Origin of the sequence: Burkholderia reimsis, assembly GCF_003294055.1 — a bacterium.
GTDB classification, from domain to species: domain Bacteria; phylum Pseudomonadota; class Gammaproteobacteria; order Burkholderiales; family Burkholderiaceae; genus Burkholderia; species Burkholderia cepacia.
In genome coordinates, this window is the sequence record NZ_QMFZ01000006.1 from 230155 (window position 1) to 250186 (window position 20032).

Consider the following 20032-nt stretch of genomic DNA (forward strand, 5'->3'; position numbering starts at 1 on the left):
CACGCGGCGCGGGCTTCTCGCGATCGAGACAAGGCCTCTTTATATCAAGCCGAAAACGCCGTGCAAAAGATGTGTTTACCCCTGACCGGTGCCCCCGGTCACGCGCACACCGGGCATCGCCCCGCGCTCGCGGCGTCACGCCAGCGCATCATCCCCCTTCACCGCATACGCCGACTCGCGCCGCTTCAGCCGCATCGCGATCAGCGCCGCGAGCACCGCCAGCGCGGCGCCCGTGAGAAACCCGCCCGTATAACCGACCTTCGCGGTGAGCGACAGAATCGTCGACGACGCGATCAGCTCGCCGAGATCGCGCGTGCTCTGCACGGCCGTCACGTCGGTGCCGGCCTGGTCGCTGCCGCCCGCGAAGCGCATGCCGGCCGTCATGATCGACACCGACGTGATCCCGGTCGCCAGCGAACCGAGTACCGTGCACAGCCATGCCCACGACGGCGACACCGGCAGCCACCCGCCCGCCTGCGCGAACCACAGCAGCGCGGCCGCGCCCGCACAGCTCACGCCGGCCGTAAACGCGCGCCACAACCCGAGCCGCCTCACGAGCCACGCACCGCCGCCGCAACCGAGCACGACCGTCACGATGCCGCCGGCCATGCCGAGCTTGCCGATCGCGTCGAGCGTCCAGCCCGCGTCGTTGAGGAACAGCTTCGACAGGCCGAAGCCCGATACGGCCGTCATCGCCGACAGCAGCGCAAGCGACAGCAGCGACCACGAGCGCGGCCGCTTCGCGAAACGTACGAGGCTCGCATCATGCTCGGGCTTCGCGCGCGCACGATCCGCATCGCGCGGCAACACCCACAGCACGCAAACCAGGCTCGCGAGCGGCACGGCCGCCAGCGCGAGAAACGCGGCCCGCTGGCCGAACAGGCCGATCAGCGTCAACGTGCCGGCGCCGCCGCCGAAAAAGCCGATCATCACGCCCGCGATCTGGATCGCGTTGATCTTCGCGAGCGTGTCGCCGCTGAAGTGCTCGGCGGCCATCCCGTCGTTCGCGATGTCCTGGGTCGCGCTCGCAAGCGACGCGACGGCCAGCAGGCCGACCGCCCATCCGGCCGTCGCGACGGTCATCCCGATCTGCGCGAGGCTGCCGAGGCAGAGCACCACGAGCGTCTGCATCGGCAGCATCCAGCTGCGCCGCCGGCCGATGCGCGGCGACCAGCGGTTGTCGACGACAGGCGCCCACAGGAACTTCACGACCCACGGCAAACCGACGAGCGGCAGGAACGCCAGTGCATGAAGCGGTGCGCCGTCGTGGCGCAGCAGGGTCGGCATCGCATCCATCGCGATGCCGATCGGGATTCCCTGTGACAGGTAAAGCAGCGTGATCGTGATGACCAGGCGGCGATGTTCGAGCAGATCGCGCATCGAAGTCTCCAGTTGCATGAAATTAAAAAGGTTCGGCACCGGCCGGCACGCGCGCGGGCTGCATCGCATCGCGGCGCGGACGGCGCGCGGCACGCAGCAGCAATGCGCCGAACGCGACGAGGGCCGCGTCGATCGGCCAGTACACGGGTTCGCCCGCGCCGAGCAGCGCGATCGCGCAGTGCGTCGCCCCTGCCAGCCCGTAAGCGGCGCCGGCCGCACGCATCAGCGTGCGCAGCCAGGCCGCGCGATCGGCCACGCAGGCCGCGAGCGCGAGTGCACCGCCCCACACGGCCCAGAACAGCATCGCGAGCACATGGTCGACATGCACGCCGGCGGGCAACGCACGCCCCGCGAGCAGCAGGACGCCGCCGGCGAGCACCAGCCCGCCGCAGGTGCCGACGGCGACCGCGGCCAGCACGTTCGCCGAGCGGTCGTGCTGCGCCCGCCGCCGCTCGATCCACAGATGCAGCCCGGTCGCGCAGAGTGCGCACGCCCCGAGTCCCATCAGGAAATGCAGCACGCGCAGCACGCCGCCCATCGCACCGACCCAGCCGTATTGCGCGAAATGCAGCGGCTGCACCGCGATGAACGCGCGCAACCAGAAGCCTCGGCCGCGCGACGTGGCGTCCGCGAGCCATTGCCCGTCCACCGCGCGATACAGGTGGCGCTCGAACACCGCCGTGCTCGGCAGGCCGGCGGTCGTCCCGGCAATCTCGACACGCGCGTTCACGTCGCCCCACCGATGCAACACGACGGCTTCGCGCCGGAAATCCGGCGTGCGCGCCGCATCGCGCCGCAGCAGCGCCTCGAGATCGGGCGCGCGTTGCCACGCGCCGCCGGCGGCAGTCGGCGGCGGCCCGCCGAGCAGCTCGGCGAACGCGCGCTGCGGTTGCCCCGGATACGCGACGCCCGCAAGCGACACCGTGCCGAGCGCGCCCAGCCCCGACAACGCGCCGGTGAACGCGAACAGCACGAGCCACGGCGAGCCCCACAGGCCGATCCACGCGTGCAGGTCGAACAGCGCGGCGCGCAGCCCGCTGCCGCGCCGGATGCGCGCCGCGGCGGGCCAGCGCCGGTGATGCACGACCAGGCCCGCGACGACGAGCACGAGCAGCACGATCCCCCACAGGCTGACGAAGATCCGCCCGGGAAAGCCCGCGAACAGCGTCTTGTGCAGCGTGACGAGCAACGCCGCGCGTCCGCCGTCGGCCAGCCGCTCGCCCGTCGCCGGGTCGAGCGCCAGCGTGCAGGCCTGGCGCGCGTCGCAGAAACGGATCGCCGGATCGTCCGGTTGCGGCAGCACGATGCGCGCATCGCGCAACGGCACGCCGAGCGCCGCCGCGCGCGCGACGAGCGCATCGAGCGGCAGCGCCGGCCGCGCGACGGCGACCGGCGGCGGCCGCCACCAGCCCTGCATCGAATCGGTCGCGAGACTCCACGTGCCGCTGAACAGCACGACGAACAGCACCACGCCGAACAGCGCACCGGCGCCGCGATGCAGCGCGCGCCAGCGCGAACGCGATGAAGCGTCCATGTCAGCGCCCTCCCCAGAACATCGCGCACGGCACGAGCACCACGAGCCACAGGCAGGCGCGCCACGCGGCCTGCCGCCGCCCGGGCGCGACGAGCACCCACAGCAGCGCGGCGACACCCGCGGCCAGCGACAGCAGCACCGCCGCGTAGAGCCGGTTCAGGCCGTCGGCCGGGTAATGACGGGCCAGCGTGACCGCCAGCGCGACCGCGCCCGGCAGCACGCCTGCGATCGCGAGCGCCGCCCGCGTCCCCCAGCCGCCCGCCATCAGAACTGCCCGCGCACGGTCAGCATCACGTTGCGCGGTTCCCCGTAGCGGTTGTTCCAGCCCGGCTGGCTCAGGCTCAGGTAGTACTTGCGGTCGAACAGGTTGTTGACGTTGACAGCCGCGCTCCAGTGCTTGTCGTAGCGATAGCCGAGCCGCACGCTGGCGAGCGCGTAGCCGCCCTGGCTCATCGTGACGCCGTTCGCCTGCGCCGAGTAATTGCTCTGCACCTGCACGCCGCCGCCGATGCTCCAGCGCCGTTCCTGCCACGGCAGGTCGTAGTTGGTCCACAGCCGGAACAGGTGGCGCGGGTTCAGCAGCGGCGCGAACGTGCCCGCGTTCGCGAGGTTGTCCGCATAGCGCATCGTGTCGTACGTATAGCTGGCCCACACGCTCCACCACGGCGTGATGCGGCCGTTCGCCTCGAACTCGAAGCCCTGGCTGCGCACGCTGCCGCCGTTCACGTAGTAGCAGTTCGGCCCCGCGCACGGATGCGCGAGATCGACCTGCGGATTGTTGTCGAGATCGATGCGGAACGCCGCGAGCGACACGTTCAGCTTGCCGCCCGCCAGTTCGCCCTTCACGCCCGTCTCGTAGGTGCGCCCCTTCACCGGCGTCAGGATGCCGCCGCCCCACATCGACTTGGTTTGCGGCTGAAACACTTCCGCATAGCTCGCGTACCACGACCAGTCGCGCGCGAAATCCCAGATCAGCCCGCCGTACGGCGTGAACTGGTGGCCGGTGTTGTAGTGCGCGCCGAGGCTGTCCTGGTTCCACCAGCTCATCCGGCCGCCGAGCACGAGCGTGACGGGTTCCGCGAGCTTGATGCGGCCGAGGCCGTACACGCCCTTCTGCGACACGTCGTTCTGCTGCGACTGCTGGTACGGGCCGACGCCCGGCTCGGGCACGCTGCTCGGGTTCCAGCGGTAGACGTTCACCGGCGTGCCGGCCACGTTGCCGAGCAGCTGCGCCGACATCTGCCCGCTGCTGCTGTTCGCGTAGGTCACGCCGAACAGCAGGTCGTGCGTCAGCCCGAACGCATGCACCGGCCCCTGCACGTTCGCATCGATGCTGCGGCTGTAGCTGCTGAACCGGTACGCGCCGCCCGTCAGTGCGCCGCCCGCACCGGTCGACGGATCGATCGCGCCGTACGAGCCCGCGTATTTCAGGTCGGAACGCACGCTCTGGTATTCGCCGCTGACCTTCGCTTTCCAGCCGGCACCGAGCTTCTGCTCGATCGACGCGAACGCGCGCGTCGTGTCCCAGTCGAAGTGGCCCCACGCCGTGTCGAGGAACGTCGAGCGCGACAGGCCGAGGCTCGACCCGTCGCGCGCCATCGGCACGCCGGACATGTCGGGCACCGAGCGCGTCGTCTGGTACTGCGCGCCGAACGTGAGCAGCGTGTCGCGCGTCACGTCGACTTCCGTGATGCCGTAGATCGAGCGCGTGTCCTGTTTCGCATGGTCGTAGAAGAAATGACGATCCTCGTATGCGGCGACGAGCCGGCTGCGCACGGTGCCGGCCGCATTGAGCGGGCCGCCGATGTCGGCTTCCGCGCGGTAGCGGTCCCAGCTGCCGACGCTCACGCTCGCGTTCGCGGAGAACTGGTACTGCGGCCGCTTGCGCACGAGGTTGACCGTCGCGGCCGGGTTGCCCGAGCCGTGCAGCAGGCCGTTCGCGCCGCGCAGGATCTCCACGCGTTCGTACACGGAGATGTCCTGCGGCGCGCTCGCCATGTCGCCGATCACCACCGGCACGCCGTCGAATTCGAACGAATCGACCTTGAAGCCGCGCACGAAATACGCGGTGGTGAGCAGCACGTACGGCTGCACGGTCACGCCCGCCGATTGCTGCATCACCTCGTCGAGCGAATACAGGTTCTGCTGGTCGATCCGTTCGCGCGTCGTCACGCTGACCGACTGCGGAATCTCCCGCAACGCCAGCGGCATCTTGCCGACCGTCGCCACGGCCGGATCGTCGGCCACGCCGCGCGACGCGGTCACGGAAATCGCCTTCAGCTCGCCCGCGGCAGGCTTCACGGCGGTCGTTTCCTCCTTCCGGACTTCCGCGCCGGCCGCCGGCGCCGCATCGGCGAACGCCGCCGCCGGATGCGCGGCGATCAGCAGGCCGAGATACAGCGACGGGCGCCAGCGCCCTCGCCCCAAACGGGCGACGCGCGCGCCCTTCGTCATCGATCGCCCAGGTTCCAGCACCTCGTACCGCATTCACGCCCCCGTATTTGATAATCATTCTCATTATCAAATAGAACCGGCAGGCCATTTTTCGATCGAGGGGCTTTTCCTATCGATTCCGGGCACGCCGGCCCGCATTGTTCACGTCAGTGTTCGGATTCGGCCGGCCGGACTTCCGCGTTCGAAGCGCCCACAGCGTCCTCTGCGTCGTTAGCCTCCAGATCGTCCGGTGGCAGGCCGTCGAGCCCCGGCTCCGCGCGGGCGAAGGCCGCGTACCACGCATCGGTCTCGACCAGCTGCGCGTGCGTGCCGGTCGCCCGCACGCGGCCCGCATCGAGCACGACGATCGTGTCGGCGGCCGCCGCGAGCGCCGGCTGGTGGGTGACGACGATGCGCGTGCGCTGCCCGCGCAGCGCGACGAGGCTGTCGCGCACGCGCCGCGCGCTCGATTCATCGAGGCTCGCGGTCGGCTCGTCGAACATCAGCACCGGCGCACGCGACAGCAGCGCGCGCGCCAGGCACGCCCGCTGGCGCTGCCCGCCCGACAGCAACTGGCCGCCCGGCCCCACGTCGGATTCGAGCCCGTCCGGCAAGCACTCGGCGTCGTGCAGCAGGCCGGCCGCGTCGAGCGCGTCGCGCAGTTCGGCATCGGTCGCGTCCGGGCGGCCCATCCGGACGTTCCACGCGAGGCTGCCGCGAAACAGCCCGTTGTCCTGGAACACGAGGTTGCGCGTCGCCGCGAGCGTCGCCTCGCTCAGGTGCCGCACATCGGCGCGGCCGAGCAGCACGCGCCCGGCGCCCGGATCGTCGAGCCGCGCGAGCAGGCCGAGCAGCGTGCTCTTGCCGGCACCCGTGGGGCCGACGATCGCGACGAAGCCGCCCGCCGGGCAATGCAGGTCGACGCCGTCCAGCAGCGTCGCGCCGGCGGGCGAACGGTAGCCGACGCGCACCGCGTCGACACTCGCGTCGTGTACCGGCGTGCCGCGTTCGGGGCTGTCGAAACGCGGCGCATGCAGCACCGCAAGCACGGTGTCGAGTGCGCGCCAGGCGCCGCGCAACGCCTGGTCGAGCTGCGTGAGCTGCGCGAGCGGTTCGATGAAACGCACGAGCAGCACGAGCACCGCCACGGCGGTCGCGGCATCGAGCCGGCCCGCCGAGACGGCCCACGCACCGCCGGCCAGCATCGCGACGAACACGCCCTGCACCGCGCCCGCGAAGCCGAGTTCGATCGGCAGCGAGCGGCGCATCAGCGCGCGCGTGCGGCGATGCTGCGCGTCGAACGCGTGCATCAGCGCCGCGCGCGCTTCGCCTTCGCGGCCCGCGAAGCGCAGCAGCCCCTGATGCGCGGCGAAGGTCTGAAGCTGAACGGCCATGTCGCGATCGCCGGACGCGCGCGCCTGCTCGAACGCAAGGGTGCGCGTGCCGCCACGCTCGAGCAGCGCGAACAGCAACACGGCGGCTGCCGCGAGGCACAGCGCGATGCGCCAGTCGATCCACGCGAGCCCGGCGACGACCGCAAGCGGCGTCACGACCGCGCCGATCAGCGGCCCGAGCAGGTGCGCCGGAATCCCCATCGCCTGCATGACCGGCCCGCGCAGCAGCCCGGCCGGATGACTGTCGCGCACGGCCTGCCACGACGCGATGCGCGGCAGGTGCCGCACGAGGCGCTCGACGAGACCGGCCGCGAGCGCGCCGCCCGCGCGATAGCCGCCGCGCTGCGCGACGTACAGCACGAATGCGTGGCACAACGTCAGCACACAGAGCACGATCGTCCAGTGCAACACGGCTGCCTGCGCGCCGGCGAACCACGCGCGGATCAACGGCACGAGCAGCAACCCGCAGGCGCCGTCGAGCAACGCGGCCGCCACCGCCCAGCCGACCCCGCGCCACAGCGCGCGGCGTGTGCCGGATGGCAGGCACTGCAAACGTTTGAGCGATTTCATCATCATGCGGCCTCCCCGTCCGCGGCACCGCGTTCGCGCCACAGCCGCGCATACAGCCCGCACGCGGCCAGCAGCGCCGCATGCGTGCCGCGCTCGACGATGCGGCCGCGATCCATCACGAGAATCTGGTCCGCCTGCCGGATCGCGTCGAGATCGTGGCTGACGATCACGCGCGTGCGCGCGTCGCCGCGCAGCGCGTTGCGCAATGCGCGCCCGGTTTGCGGATCGAGTGCCGATGCCGGTTCGTCGAGCAGCAACAGCGGCGCCGTCGACAGCAGCGCACGCGCAATCGCCAGTCGCTGCAGCTCGCCGCCGGACAGCCGCACGTCGCGCCCGCACACGCAACCGTAGCCGCCCGGCAACGCATCGATGCGTTCGTCGAGACAGGCCGCGCGCGCGGCCGCACGAATCGCGTCGTGATCGGCATCGGGCCGGTACAGCGCGATGTTCGCGGCAATCGACACGTCGAGCGCGGCGGCCTGCTGGAACACCATCGCCACCTGCTCGCGCCGCGTATCCGGCGCGAGCAGCCGCAGGTCGGCGCCGCCGAGCCGCACCGTGCCTCGGTCGGGGTCCATGAAGCGCGCAAGCAGCATCAGCAGCGTGCTCTTGCCCGCACCCGACGGCCCGACGATCGCGGTGGTCGTGCCCGCCGCGACCGTCGCGTCGATGTCGCGCAGGATCGGCGTGCCGTCGATGTCGACGCTCACGCCGCGCAGCTCGATCGACGCATCGCGCGGCACCTGTGCCGCGCCGTCGGCCGGCTCGGGCAGGCCCGGCTGCGCGAGCAACGCATCGAGGCGCGCAGCGGCCGCGCGCGCTTCGCGCAACGCGTCGGCACCGTGGCCGAGCGCCCGCACCGGCGCGGCGACAGCCCAGATCAGCAGTGCGAATGCGCACAGTTCGCCGACCGGCAGGCGGCCGGCCGTGAGCCACGTTGCGCCGAACACGACCCACGCGAGCAGGAACGGCGTGCCGAGCAGCACCTGCGTGCAGGCACCAGGCCCGCCGACGCGGCCGACCCACGCCGAAAACGCCTGGTCGAAGCGCCCGGTCGACGCGAGCGCGGCCGCCTCGATGCCCGCGCCCGGATACTGCCGCACGAGCGCCGGGTTCTGCGCGAGCTGCGCGTAATCGCCCATCAGCTGTTCGAGTGCCGCGTTGCGCGCCGCGATGGCCGGTGCGAACCGCGCCGAGCGCATCCAGCGGAACAGCGCGGCGCCCGCGACGAGCGGGACCAGCGCAAAGGCGAGCAGCACGGGATTCAGGTAAAGCAGGCACGCCAGCGCCGCGCACGGCACGACGACGAGTTGCGTGACGTCGGCCGGCGCGTGCGCGACGAGCTGGTGCAACGCACGCACGTCCTGGTCGACGTGGCGCGCGACGCGGTCGCTGCCCGCGCGCGCGAACCAGCCGAGCGGCAAGCGTTGCAGATGATCGGCGAGCCGCCTGCGCAAGCGGTCGGCGAGATCGGCGTCGACACGGTGGGTCAGGTGCAGCGCGACCGTCTGGCCGCCCAGCCAGCACACGCCGGCCGCCACGGCCGCGACGAGCCAGCCGCGCGCCGTCGCGTCGAGCTGGGCCGTCGCGCGCCATGCGTCGGCGATACGGCCGAGCGCGAGCCACGGCACGAGCGACGCGACACCCGCCAGCGCCTGCAGCACGACCGCCGCCGCAAGCGGCACCGCGAACGGCCGCAACATCGAAAGCAACGGCCCCTTCATGCGGCACGCTCCAGCAGCATGCCGAGCGTGGCCGCGCACGCGTCGCCCGGTGGCTGCTCCGGAAAACCGAGCTGCATCGTCAGTTGCTGCCAGACGCGCGCCACGTCGATGCTGCGCTGGTTGCACGCGTGCAACCCTTCGCCCGACACGAGCCGGTCGACCGCGCGCACGGCCGCCTGCGGCCAGCTGCGGGCATGAATCGCGCCCCACGTATCGCGCGCATCGTCGCAGATCTGGATGCTCGGCATGCCGTCGCCCGCCGCGTCGCCGAAGATCGGGAACAGCCCGTCGTCGTCCGTCGCCGGTTCGCGCAGCGCGGGCGCCCACCACAGCGGGCCATGCGGCGACGCGAGCGTCCACGTGCCGGCGTCCGTCGTCAGCGTGATGCTGAACAGCATGCTCATCCGGCCGTCGTCGGCCGCCGCCATCTCGTTGTGCACGCGCAGCGAGACCGGCGTTTCGGCGAGCACCATCGCGCATTGGCGCATCGACGACAGTGCCGGCCCGACCGGCTCGACCGACCACGGGCCCACGCCCTGCAGCGCGGCGGCGAGCACGTCGAGCGCCGCGTAACTGGCCTGCACCGAGCACACGACATCCGCATGCACGGGCGCGCTCGTTTCACGCAGCCGTCGCGCGACCGCGATGAAGCGGGAGACGACCGGCAGGTTCGGATAGAAACTGTTGAGCAGGCAGCGCCGGCCGTGACGCGACGCGGTGCGCAGCACGCGGTCCCATTCGTCGGGCAGCAGCGGATGCTCGATCACCACGTCGATCCCGCGCTCGAGCAGCCGGCACGCGAGCGCGGCCCCGTCGGCGCCGCGCGCCGCGCCGCCGACCGCGACGCACGCAGCGCGCACGTCGTCGGGCAGCGCTTCCGGGCGGTCGAACACGGGCGCGCCGACGCGCGCGGCCAGCGCGGCGGTACGCGCGCTGCCTTGCCCCAGGATGCCGGCGACGCGATACGTGCCGGACGCGGCGAGGCCCGCCGCATAGAACTGACCGAAGCGGGAGCCGGCCACGACGACCGGCAGCGGATGAGCCTTCATTGCGCCTCCTTCAGGCGGGTGTCGACGAACGCGGCGTTCAGGCAGTCGAAATGGCCGCCGGGAATGTCGACGGACGTGATGCCGCCGAGCGCCTGTGCCGTCCAGTATTCGGTGAGCGCCGCGCGCTGCTGCGGAATCAGCGGGTTGCAGCGCTCCGGCACGAACAGCCGCAGCGCACCCGCGTACGGCGCGTCGCCCGCCCAGTGGCTCGCCTGCACCGAATGCATGAAAAGCCGGTACAGCCGTTCGCGCTCGTCGAGCAGCGGATGCGCGACCTCGTCCTGCATCGACAATCCGGCGGCCGCGCGCAGCACGCGGCGGCGCAACGTGTCGAGCGGCTCGCAGCGGTCGCCGAAAATCTCCAGCTGGGCCTGCAGGCTGCCGGGCGCGAGACGCGCGGGGTCGGCCTTCAATGCGTCGGCGAGTGCGTCGGCCAGCACATACGTTTCCGGAAACCCGAGCGCGTCGAGCGGCAGCCCGAGCGTCGCCGCGAAGTTGAACAGCACGAGCCGCTCGTCTTCGATCAGGTAGGGAATCCGGTAGCTCGACACGATGTCGAGCGTGCGCACCTCGACGCCGAGCTGCACCAGCGACTTCGCCATTTCGAGCGCGACCAGCCCGCCCGAGCAGTAGCCGAGCACGTCGACCTCGCGCACGCCGGTGCGCCACAGCGCATCCGCATAACGCCGGCCGAGCGTCGCGTTCAGGTGGCGCGCCGGCAGGTCGAGATAGTCCTGCGCGTCGCGCACCGCGAAGCCGAGCACCGGGCCGAGCCGCGCGAGCGCCGGCATGACCGGACGATACGCATGCACGGTGCCGAGCCCTTCATGCACGATCACGCGCGGCACGCCGTCGCCGGGCGCGAGCGGGATCGGCCGCACGCTGGCGCGCACGCGCGGCGCCGGCGCATGGACGACCGCCGAAACGTGCGCGCTGCGCGGAGCGGCCGGCGCAACCGGCGATACGTTGCCCGACGGCTGCGCATCCGCGTCGCGCAGGCATTGCGCGAACGCGGCGGGCGTCGGTTGCGCGAGCACCCAGCGCAGCAACCGGTCGAACGGATGCGCATGCGCGAGCGGTTCCTCACCGCGCAGCCGCGACACGAGTTGCGCGATCAGCAGCGAATCGCCGCCCGCGGCGAAGAAGTCCTGATCGGGCGTGACGTTGCGCGTATCGAGCACGGCTTCCCACAAGCCGATCAGCCGCGCCAGCAGCGGATCGGCGGCGGCCTGCGCGTGAGCCTGTCGAGCAGTCGCCGGCTCCGGTTCGCGGAGGTCGGCGATGCCGGCCAGCGTGCGGCGATCGATCTTGCCGTTCGCGGTCACGGGCAGGCGGTCGAGCACGCGCAATTGCGACGGCACCATGTAGCCCGGCACGCGCTCCGCGACGCATGCCAGCAGCGCGTCCGGCGCGATGCGCGCCGCCCCGCGCTTCACGTGCGCGAGCAGGATGTCATAGCCGAGTGCGTCGAGCGGCGTGCCGGGTGCCACGCAACCGAGCGCGCGATCGCCGCCCGCCGCTTGCAGCCATTCGAGCCACTGCGCGCGCGGCACGAACAGACGCGCCGATTCGACGCGCGCGTCGTGCGGCGTTTCCATCATCAACCCCTGGCTGATGCTGATCTCCGGATGCTCGGTCGTCAGTTCCTGGATCACCCACCACGCATCGGCCGCCGACAGCGCACGCAATCCGGCGACCAGCGCGACCGTGTCGCGCGCATTGTTCAGTGCGCCGGAGCTGATCGTGATGTCGATCGAATGCGGCACAATACCCTGCGCGTCGAGTGCCGCGTTCATGTCGAACCGCTCGAACCGCATCCACGGATACGCGGCGAAGCGCTCGCGTGCCGCCGCGAGGAAATAGCTCGACACGTCGCTGAACAGGTAGTCGATCCGCGCGCCCGCTTCGACCAGCGGCGCGAGCGCGTCGACGATCGCCCGCGTCGCCGCGGCCGTACCCGCGCCGATCTCGAGGATGCGCCACGGGCGCTGCGGCTCGCGCGCGACGATCGCACGCACGGCCTGTGCCATCCCGTCATGCAGGGCCCGCGCATGTTCGCCGTCGCTGTACATCGCGTCGGCGATATGCGATGCGCCTTCCGGGAACATCAGGCCGGCGGGCGACACGGTGCCGTCCACCTGCACGTCGATGCATCCCGCGCTGTCGCGGAAGTAGTCGACGAGGACGGACGGCCACAGATCGGGCGACGCATCCTGCGCAAACGCGTCCCAGCAGGCATGCGCATCGGCGTGGCCGGCATCGGGCCGCCTGCGCCAGCCGCCTTCGGCATCCGCGTGCAGCACGCCGTGCCGGTCGAGCATCGCGAGCCAGTGACGCAGCAGATGCTGTCGCGCCGCCGGCACACGCAACCGTTCGCACAACGTCGCGAAGTCCGTCGCCGCCTCCTCGGTCAGCGCCCCCGCCGGCACGATCCACGCTGCCAGCGACGCAACGCAGGCCGCTTCGAGCCGGGCGACCGACCGCGCCACGTCCGCGTGCGCGGGCCAGCGCGCGGCGTCGAACGCCGTGCGCACGTGCGCCGCGATCTCGTGCAGCGCGTCGTCCTGCTGCGGCGGCTCCGCGCCATGCAGCGACACGAAGCTCGCGAGCCGGCGCTCCGTGCCGTCGCCGAGCACGATCGTCGCGGCCGCGCCGACGAGCGGATGCGCGGTCAGCGCCGCATCGATCTCGGCCAGCTCGATCCGGTAGCCGCGGATCTTCACCTGATCGTCCTGCCGCCCGAGGAATTCGAGCGAACCGTCGGCGCGCACGCGGCCGAGATCGCCGGTGCGATAGAGTCGCCGCCCGTCGCCGTGACGGATGAAGCGTTCGGCCGTTCGCACGGGATCGTTCGCGTAACCCGTCGCCAGCCCGACGCCGCCGATATGGATCTCGCCGCGCACGCCCGGCGGGCACGGCCGGCCGAGCGCGTCGAGCACCTCCATCGTCTGCCCGGTCAGCGCGCGGCCGTAAGGAATGCTGGCCAGCTGCGTGTCCGCCGGACGGATCGGATGCTCGATCGACCAGATCGATGCCTCGGTCGCGCCGCCGAGGCTGAACAGCGCACTGTCGGGCCAGCGCCGCCACCAGCGGGTGGGCAGCGTCACCGGAATCCAGTCGCCCGACCACAGCACGCGGCGCGGGCCCGGCACATCGAGCGCCGGTTCGCTTTCGACGTAGTCGATCAGCATCTGCCCTTGCGCGGGAACCGAATTCCACAGCGTCACGCGATGGCGCGCCATCAGCGCGGCCCAATGCGACGGATCGTTGCCGCGCGCCGGATCGGGCAGCACGATGCACGCGCCGCGCGCGGTCGCGCCGAAGAAGTCGTAGACGGACAGGTCGAAGCTCAACTCGGCCAGGCCGAGCACCACGTCGCCGTCGCCGACTTCATGGCGCGCGCTGATGTCGGCCAGCGTGTTGCACACGGCCGCGTGGCTCAGCATCACGCCCTTGGGCTCGCCGGTGGAGCCCGACGTATAGATCACGTATGCGAGTGCGTCGCCGGCGATGTCGCGCGCGGCGCGCGGCGGCCATTGCGGATCGATCGGCACTGCATCGACATCGATGCGCACGCACCCGTCGTGTTCGAACTCGAGCGCCTGCACGCTGACGACCGCACGCACGCGCGCATTGCGCAGGATCGCCTGTTGCCGCAGCGCCGGCTGCCGGCTGTCGACCGGCACGTACGCGGCGCCCGCCTGGACGATCGCGAGCACGGCCACGAGCTGGTGCGCGCACTTCGGCATCAGCACCGCGACGGTATCGCCCACGGCGACGCCGGCCTGTTCGAGCGCCGACCGCAGCGCCGCCGCGTGCTGCGCGACGTCGCGATACGTGCGCGCCCCCTGCGCATCGATCACCACCGGCGCATCGGGCGTACGCAACGCCTGCGCGGCGAAGCCCGCCGCGATGTGCGACTCCGCATCCGGATGGATCCCGGCGACGGGCGCATCGGACGGCAGCACGATGTCGCCCGCGCGCGACCACCATGCTGCGTCGGCGGCGAGCCGGCCCAGCAGGGCGACGTACGCGTCGAACATCGCCGCGGGCATCCCGTCCGGAAACAGGTCGTCGCGCACGTCCCAGCCGATTTCCAGGCCGCCGAACTGATCGGTCACCTGGCAGTCGAGCCACACCTGCGGCGTCTGGCTGATCATGTAGCGCGGCGGCTCGGCGCGGGCCGCGTGTTCGCCGAGCAGCCGGCCGACACTGCCGATGCCGCTCGTGAACACCACCGGCATCAGCGCCGCATCCTTGCCGCGCCGTCGCGCGAGTTCGCGCATCACGTCGACACCGGTAAACGCACGATGGTCGAGGTCGTCGAACATCCGCGCGCCGATCGCGCGGGCACGCTCGACGAAATCGCGCCCTTGCGTCGCGTCGACCGCAAGCAGGCTCAGCGCGGTGAAATCGCCGAGCACCGCGTCGATGCGCGGATGCACGGGCGGCCGGTTCAGCACCGTCAGGTTCAGGCAGAACGCGGGCGACTGGCTCCAGCGGCCGACGACTTCGGCAAACGCGGCCAGCGCGACACTCGCCGCGCTCAAGCCGAAACGGCTCGCGTGGCCGCTCAGCGCGGCCCATTGCGCACGATCGAGCCGCGCATGCCGGTGCGTGAAGCGCGGCCGCGCGTCGGACGGCATCGCGGGCACCACCGGCAGATCGGGGCGCGGCGGCAGATCGTCGATGCGCGCAAGCCACCACGCCTTGTCGCGCGCATGATCCGCGCGCGTGCCGGCATGGGCTTCATTGACGACGTAGTCGCGGAACGTCGCGTCGAGCGGCTCGGGCTGCCACTGCGGGTCGTCGTAGCGGCGCCGCCATTCGGCGAGCAGCAATTGCAGGCTCGCGTAGTCGATCAGCGTGAAATCGACCGACAGGTGCAACACCGCACCGTCCGGCCCGAGGCTCACTTCCGGCTGCAGCACCGGCCAGCGGTCGAGCGCGTGCACCGCATGGTCGAGACGCTCGCGCACGCGCCTTACGTGCGCGTCGAACGTGTTCGCGTCGGCATCGCGCAGGTCGTGCACCACGAGCGGCTGCCACGGCACGTCGGGCAGCACGCGTTGCCATGCGTTGTCCTCGACGATCGCGCGCAGCATCGGATGCCGCGCGACGCACGCGTTCCACGCCGCCTCGAAGCGCACGCAGTCGAGATTCGCGGGCTCGCCGTATTCGACGTACAGATGGCACGCATTGCCGCCGAACTCGAACGATTCGTGGCGGCCGAGCACATACGCGGCCTGCACCGGCGTCAGTGCGAACCGCTCGTGCCGGCGCACCGGATCGCAGCGCCATGCGCCGTCCTGCAGGAAGCGGACGAACGCGTCGCGTTCGGCCTTGATGCGCGCGGCCAGGTCCGCATCGAGCGCGCCAGCCGGCGCGCGATAGCGCAACTGGCCGCCGTCGTCGCACCACAGTTCGATCTGGCGTTCGCGGCAGAGATCGAGCACGTCATCGAAGCTCACAGCACGCCCTCCTCGATCGTCGCAGCCCGCGTGTCGCCGTCGGCCTGCGAGGCTTGCAGGGCCGGCGCGGCCGGTGCGGCCTCGTCGAGCTGCGCGGCAAGACCCGCGAGCGTCGGCTGCCGGTAGAACGCCGCCATCCCGACCCGCACGCCGAGCCGCTCGCGCAGTTGCGCGAGCAGGCGCGTCGCGAGCAGGCTGTCGCCGCCGAGCGCGAAGAACGTCGCGTCGCGCGCGTTCGCCGGACGGCCGAGCGCGTGCTCCCAGCATGCGAGCAGCGTCGCCTGCCGTTCGTCGGCCGGCACGAATGCATCGTGGGCGGCCGGTGCGTCGCCGAGCGCGCGCGCGAGCGCCTCGCCCACCGCCCGCCGGTCGATCTTGCCGTTCGCGTTGAGCGGCCAGCGCGCGATGCACCACAGCGCATCGGGGCGCATCGCGTCGGGCAGGCGGTCGCGCAGCCACTCGGCCAGCGCCGCTTGCGCGGCCGGTTCGCCGGCACGGCGCGCGTCGATGCACGCGAATGCGTTCGAACGCCAGCTTCGGGAGTCGAGCGTAAAACCGCACGCATGCGCGGCGGCGGCGATCGCATCGGGCGTGAACGGCCGCGGCAACGACGCATCGCCCGCCACGCTCGCGACGAGTTCACGCAACGGCGAGTCGCGCAGCACGTCGGCGAACAGCAAACGGCCGTCTTGCGCCAGCAGCGCGGCCGCGATCCGGAATGTATCGCGCGGATCGTCGCGCAGATGCGCGGCCGCGAAACTGATCACGCAATCGAATTCGCCGAGATGCCGCGCGGGCAACAAGCCGTCCTGCATCGTCTGAAGCGCGGGCCTCGTAAGGGTGAAGCGTGCCTGTGCGGTATGCAGCAGCCCCGGCGACACGTCGAACAGCATCACGTCGAAACGTGGATCGTCGAGCACGCCGAGGCCCGCTTCGAACCATTGCCCGGCGCGGGCGTCGATCACCGCCACGCGCAACACACCTGTGCGTGCAGCGGCCTGTGTCTCCAGCGCGCCGGCAAACTCGCGCAGCACGCGGGCGCCGTCCGGCAAACGCGTCGCGAACGCAAGCGGTGCCACGCACGGGTCCAGCGGTACGCGCTGCGCGGCCGTATCCGGATCGGCTGCGAGCGCGCGCAGCGACGCCGTCAGATCGTCGAGATCGGTTGCATGCCAGTCGAGCCGATCGAGCGCACCGTCGATGGAGATCGACGCATCGCCTTTCGCGTGCCGGTGCGCACGCAACGACGGCGGCAGGCCCGCGCCGCCATCGAGCAGCCGATCGGCGACGGCGCGCGCAACGGCCGCTTCCGCCTGAACCGTATCGGCCAGGTCGGCCTCCGCGAGCGACGACGGCGCGGCATCGGCAACGCGATCGGCACCACAATCGACCGGCACGAATGCGGCGACGATGCGCGCAACCTCGCCATTCACGACACTCGCGCACGCACCGTCGATCTGCGGATGCGCGGCCAGCGCGGCCTCGATCTCGCCCAGTTCGATCCGGTGCCCGCGCACCTTCACCTGGCGATCCTCGCGCCCCAGGAATTCGAGCGTGCCGTCGGGCCAGTAGCGGCCACGGTCGCCCGTGCGATACCAGCGGCCCGACGCGTGCTGCACGAAGCGCTGCGCGGTCAGCTCGGGATCGTTGCGGTAGCCGCGCGCGAGACTGTCGCCGCCGATCAGCAGTTCGCCCGGCACGTAATCCGGCACATCGCGGCCGTCGGCATCGACGACGCGATAGGCCTGCCCCGGCAACGGCCGGCCATACGGAATCGAACGCCAGTGCGGCGGCACGTCGCGCACCGTCTGCACGTTCGACCAGATGCCGGCCTCGGTCGCGCCGCCGAGCGCATGGAACGCACATGCGTCGCCGCACCGTTCGCGCAGGCGCGCCGGCAGGTCGAGCGCGATCCAGTCGCCGGACAGCAGCGCCGCGCGCACGCTGCGGCATGCGTCGGCCGCGGCGGGCACCGCCAGCGCCATTTCGAGCAGCGCGGGCGCCGAATTCCACAGCGTCACGCGATGCTGCGCGATCAGGTCGATCCAGCGCGCCGCGTCGCGCGCGTCGTCCTGGGTCGGCAGCACGAGCTCGGCGCCGGCACCGAGCACGCCGAACAGGTCGTACACCGACAGGTCGAAATCGAGCGCCGATACCGCGAGCAGCCGGTCTTGCGCACGCACGCCGAGCAGTGCATCGATCGCGTCGATCGTGTTGAGTGCCGCCGCATGCGTCATCTCGACACCCTTCGGCACGCCCGTCGAACCGGACGTGTAGATCACGTACGCGGTGGCCTGCGGCGCCACCGCGAGCGGCGCGGCCAGCGGCGCATGTTTGATCAGCGAGGCAACATCGAAGCGCGGCAGCGACGCATCCGCGTGCGCCGTGTCGCCGATCGCGGCCTTCACGCCGGCCGCGCGTTCGATCAGCGTCTTGCGCGCGGCCGGCTGCGCAATGTCGAGCGGCACGTAACACGCGCCGGCGGCCAGTACGCCGAACACCGTGGCCACCTGTTCCGGCCCGCGCGGCAGACTGATCTCGACGGCATCGCCGTGACCGATGCCGGCGGCACGCAGGCCACCCGCGATCGCCAGCGCCTGCGCGGCCAGTTCGCCGCGCGTCACCACGCGCTCGGCGCACCGCAATGCGACGGCCGCCGGCTCGCGCGCGGCCGAAGCAAAGAAATCGGCATGCAGCGTGCGCGGCCGCGCGGGAGCGGGCACCGCGTTGAGCGCATCGCGCACGCGTCGCTGCGCGGACGGCAGCTCGACCGCGATCGGCAGCCGCCAGTCGCGATCGCACAGCGCCTGCACGAGCGCGACATACGCGCCGAACATCGCATCGATCATCCCGTCGGGAAACAGGCCGTCAACGCTGTCCCATGCGAGCAACGCGCCGTCCGGCACGCGATAGAGCTGGTGATCGAGCCACACCTGCGGCGTCTGCGAAATCATGTCGTGCAGATCGCCGAATACGCGCGCGAATGCGTCGGGCACGAACGGCGCGTCGCCGAGATTGCACGAAAACACGACGGGCGCCGCCCGCGGCGCGCCCTGCCTGCGTGCGTCGCGCAGCACATCGAGCGCCGGATACGCAGCCTGCGCGATCGCGCCGTGCAGCCGCTGCTGGAACGCGCGCACCGTGTCGGCCGCGCTCGCGTCGGCGCGCACGTCGCATTCGACGAGCAGCAGCGTCGTGAAATCGGCGATCACGCGGCCGAGATCGGGCGCATCGCCGTGCCGGTCGAACAGCGGCACGTTGAGCAGGAACGCCTGCCGGCCGCTCCAGCGCGCGAGCACCGCCGCGAACGCCGCACCGAACACCGACGACAGCGTGACGCCATGCTGCGCGGCCCGTGCCTGCAGGCGCGTCAGTTCGGCCGTGCTCAGCGTATGCGTGACGCGGCTGAAACGCGGTGCGCGGATCGTTTCCGGCGCACGGGCGAGCGGCAGCGCCGGCCCTTCCGGCAGCGTCGCGAGCCGCGCCTGCCATGCGTCGCGCGCCGCGGCCCGCGCATCGCGCGTATCGGCCGCGCGACGCGCGAGCCAGGTCGGGAACCACGTCGACGGCGCGTCGGGCAACGCCGACGGCTCGGCATACGCGGCACCGATCTCCTGCATCAGCAGCCGCACGCTGTCCACGTCGGCCGCGAGCAGGTCGACGCTCAGCCACACGCGATCCTCGCCGCCGGGCATCTGCGCGAGGCCCATCATGAAGACCTGCGCGCGCTCGACGTCGAGACATTCGTGCGACCGGAACGCGCGCAGCGACACCCATTCCGTTTCCGCTTCGGCGGGCGTCCGGTCGCGCCAGTCCGCATGCGCGAACACCGGCGCCTCCGGTGCCGCGACGATCTGCTGGCGGCCACCGGCAAAGCGCGCACGCAGCATCGGATGGCGTTCGCGCACGAGTCGGCACGCCGCGTCGAGACGAACGGGATCGATCGCGCGGCTGCGAAACTCGAGGAATGCGTGGCAGCTCACGTTGCCGAGCACTTCACCGTCGCCGCGGCCGAGCCAGTACGCCTGCTGCACCGCGGACAAGTCGAACGGCGCATGCACGTCGACATCGCCCGCCTCGGCGGCCTCGACGTCGGGCGCCGCGGACGCGCCGCGCGGCGCATTCGCGAGCAGCTCGGCCCACGCGCCGAGCGTCGGCGTACGCGCGAGCGCATCGAACGTCAGCGCGTAGCCGAGCCGGTTCACGCGCGTCTGCAGATACATCAGCCGGATCGAATCGAGGCCGCAGCTCAGCAGGTCCTCGTCATCGTCGAGCGACGCGATTTCGTCGACGGGCTCGTCGAGCAGCGCCGCGATCATCGCGACGAGCTGCGAGCGAAAGGCAATGGGAGAAAAACAGGAAGGATCGGAATGATCGATGGTTGAATCGACAGCGGTCTGGCTCATGGGCACGCCTTGTATGGGTCGTTCGATGGCGGATCCGCGCGGCGGCGGCCACCCGTGAATGAGAATCTATC

Annotated in this window: 9 protein-coding genes; all 9 read right to left on the reverse strand. The window is 71.6% G+C overall.

Annotated elements, in window-relative coordinates:
* Positions 1-135: 135 nt before the first annotated feature.
* The 9 genes from DPV79_RS10410 to DPV79_RS10450 all read right to left on the reverse strand — a co-directional run bounded on the left by DPV79_RS10410 (position 136) and on the right by DPV79_RS10450 (position 19961).
* Positions 136-1380 carry an MFS transporter gene (locus DPV79_RS10410; RefSeq protein ID WP_027789646.1) on the reverse strand — a complete coding sequence of 415 codons (1245 nt, stop codon included), beginning with the start codon at positions 1378-1380 and terminating at the stop codon, positions 136-138.
* A gap of 22 nt (positions 1381-1402) precedes the next feature.
* The gene (locus DPV79_RS10415) at positions 1403-2914 is read right to left on the reverse strand and encodes a PepSY-associated TM helix domain-containing protein (RefSeq protein WP_113045357.1); all 1512 of its coding nucleotides are present in this window, start codon (positions 2912-2914) and stop codon (positions 1403-1405) included.
* Position 2915: 1 nt separating this feature from the next.
* Positions 2916-3179, reverse strand: coding sequence for a hypothetical protein (locus DPV79_RS10420; protein WP_111939324.1), 264 nt, complete (start codon positions 3177-3179; stop codon positions 2916-2918).
* The gene (locus DPV79_RS10425) at positions 3179-5302 is read right to left on the reverse strand and encodes a TonB-dependent siderophore receptor (RefSeq protein ID WP_208866713.1); all 2124 of its coding nucleotides are present in this window, start codon (positions 5300-5302) and stop codon (positions 3179-3181) included. The genes DPV79_RS10420 and DPV79_RS10425 overlap by 1 nt, the downstream gene beginning before the upstream one ends.
* Positions 5303-5514: 212 nt before the next feature.
* Complete coding sequence (locus DPV79_RS10430) at positions 5515-7317, reverse strand: ABC transporter ATP-binding protein (protein ID WP_425267355.1); 1803 nt, start codon at positions 7315-7317, stop codon at positions 5515-5517.
* Entirely contained in the window at positions 7314-9035 is a 1722-nt protein-coding gene (locus DPV79_RS10435) for an ABC transporter ATP-binding protein (protein WP_059675972.1), read from the reverse strand. The genes DPV79_RS10430 and DPV79_RS10435 overlap by 4 nt, the downstream gene beginning before the upstream one ends.
* Positions 9032-10084, reverse strand: coding sequence for a Gfo/Idh/MocA family oxidoreductase (locus tag DPV79_RS10440; protein ID WP_113045359.1), 1053 nt, complete (start codon positions 10082-10084; stop codon positions 9032-9034). The genes DPV79_RS10435 and DPV79_RS10440 overlap by 4 nt, the downstream gene beginning before the upstream one ends.
* Positions 10081-15555 (reverse strand): non-ribosomal peptide synthetase, encoded by a 5475-nt coding sequence (locus DPV79_RS10445; RefSeq protein WP_113045360.1) that lies wholly within the window; start codon positions 15553-15555, stop codon positions 10081-10083. The genes DPV79_RS10440 and DPV79_RS10445 overlap by 4 nt, the downstream gene beginning before the upstream one ends.
* On the reverse strand, positions 15552-19961 hold the full coding sequence (locus DPV79_RS10450) for a non-ribosomal peptide synthetase (protein WP_113045361.1): 4410 nt from the start codon (positions 19959-19961) through the stop codon (positions 15552-15554). The genes DPV79_RS10445 and DPV79_RS10450 overlap by 4 nt, the downstream gene beginning before the upstream one ends.
* Between the last annotated feature and the right edge of the window lie 71 nt (positions 19962-20032).

Excerpts from the sequence above, each read along its gene's own strand:
- DPV79_RS10410 (WP_027789646.1), bottom strand. The coding sequence starts at position 1,380 with ATGCGCGATCTGCTCGAACATCGCCGCCTGGTCATCACGATCACGCTG.
- DPV79_RS10415 (WP_113045357.1), bottom strand. The coding sequence starts at position 2,914 with ATGGACGCTTCATCGCGTTCGCGCTGGCGCGCGCTGCATCGCGGCGCC.
- DPV79_RS10420 (WP_111939324.1), bottom strand. The coding sequence starts at position 3,179 with ATGGCGGGCGGCTGGGGGACGCGGGCGGCGCTCGCGATCGCAGGCGTG.
- DPV79_RS10430 (WP_425267355.1), bottom strand. The coding sequence starts at position 7,317 with ATGATGATGAAATCGCTCAAACGTTTGCAGTGCCTGCCATCCGGCACA.
- DPV79_RS10435 (WP_059675972.1), bottom strand. The coding sequence starts at position 9,035 with ATGAAGGGGCCGTTGCTTTCGATGTTGCGGCCGTTCGCGGTGCCGCTT.
- DPV79_RS10440 (WP_113045359.1), bottom strand. The coding sequence starts at position 10,084 with ATGAAGGCTCATCCGCTGCCGGTCGTCGTGGCCGGCTCCCGCTTCGGT.
- DPV79_RS10450 (WP_113045361.1), bottom strand. The coding sequence starts at position 19,961 with ATGAGCCAGACCGCTGTCGATTCAACCATCGATCATTCCGATCCTTCC.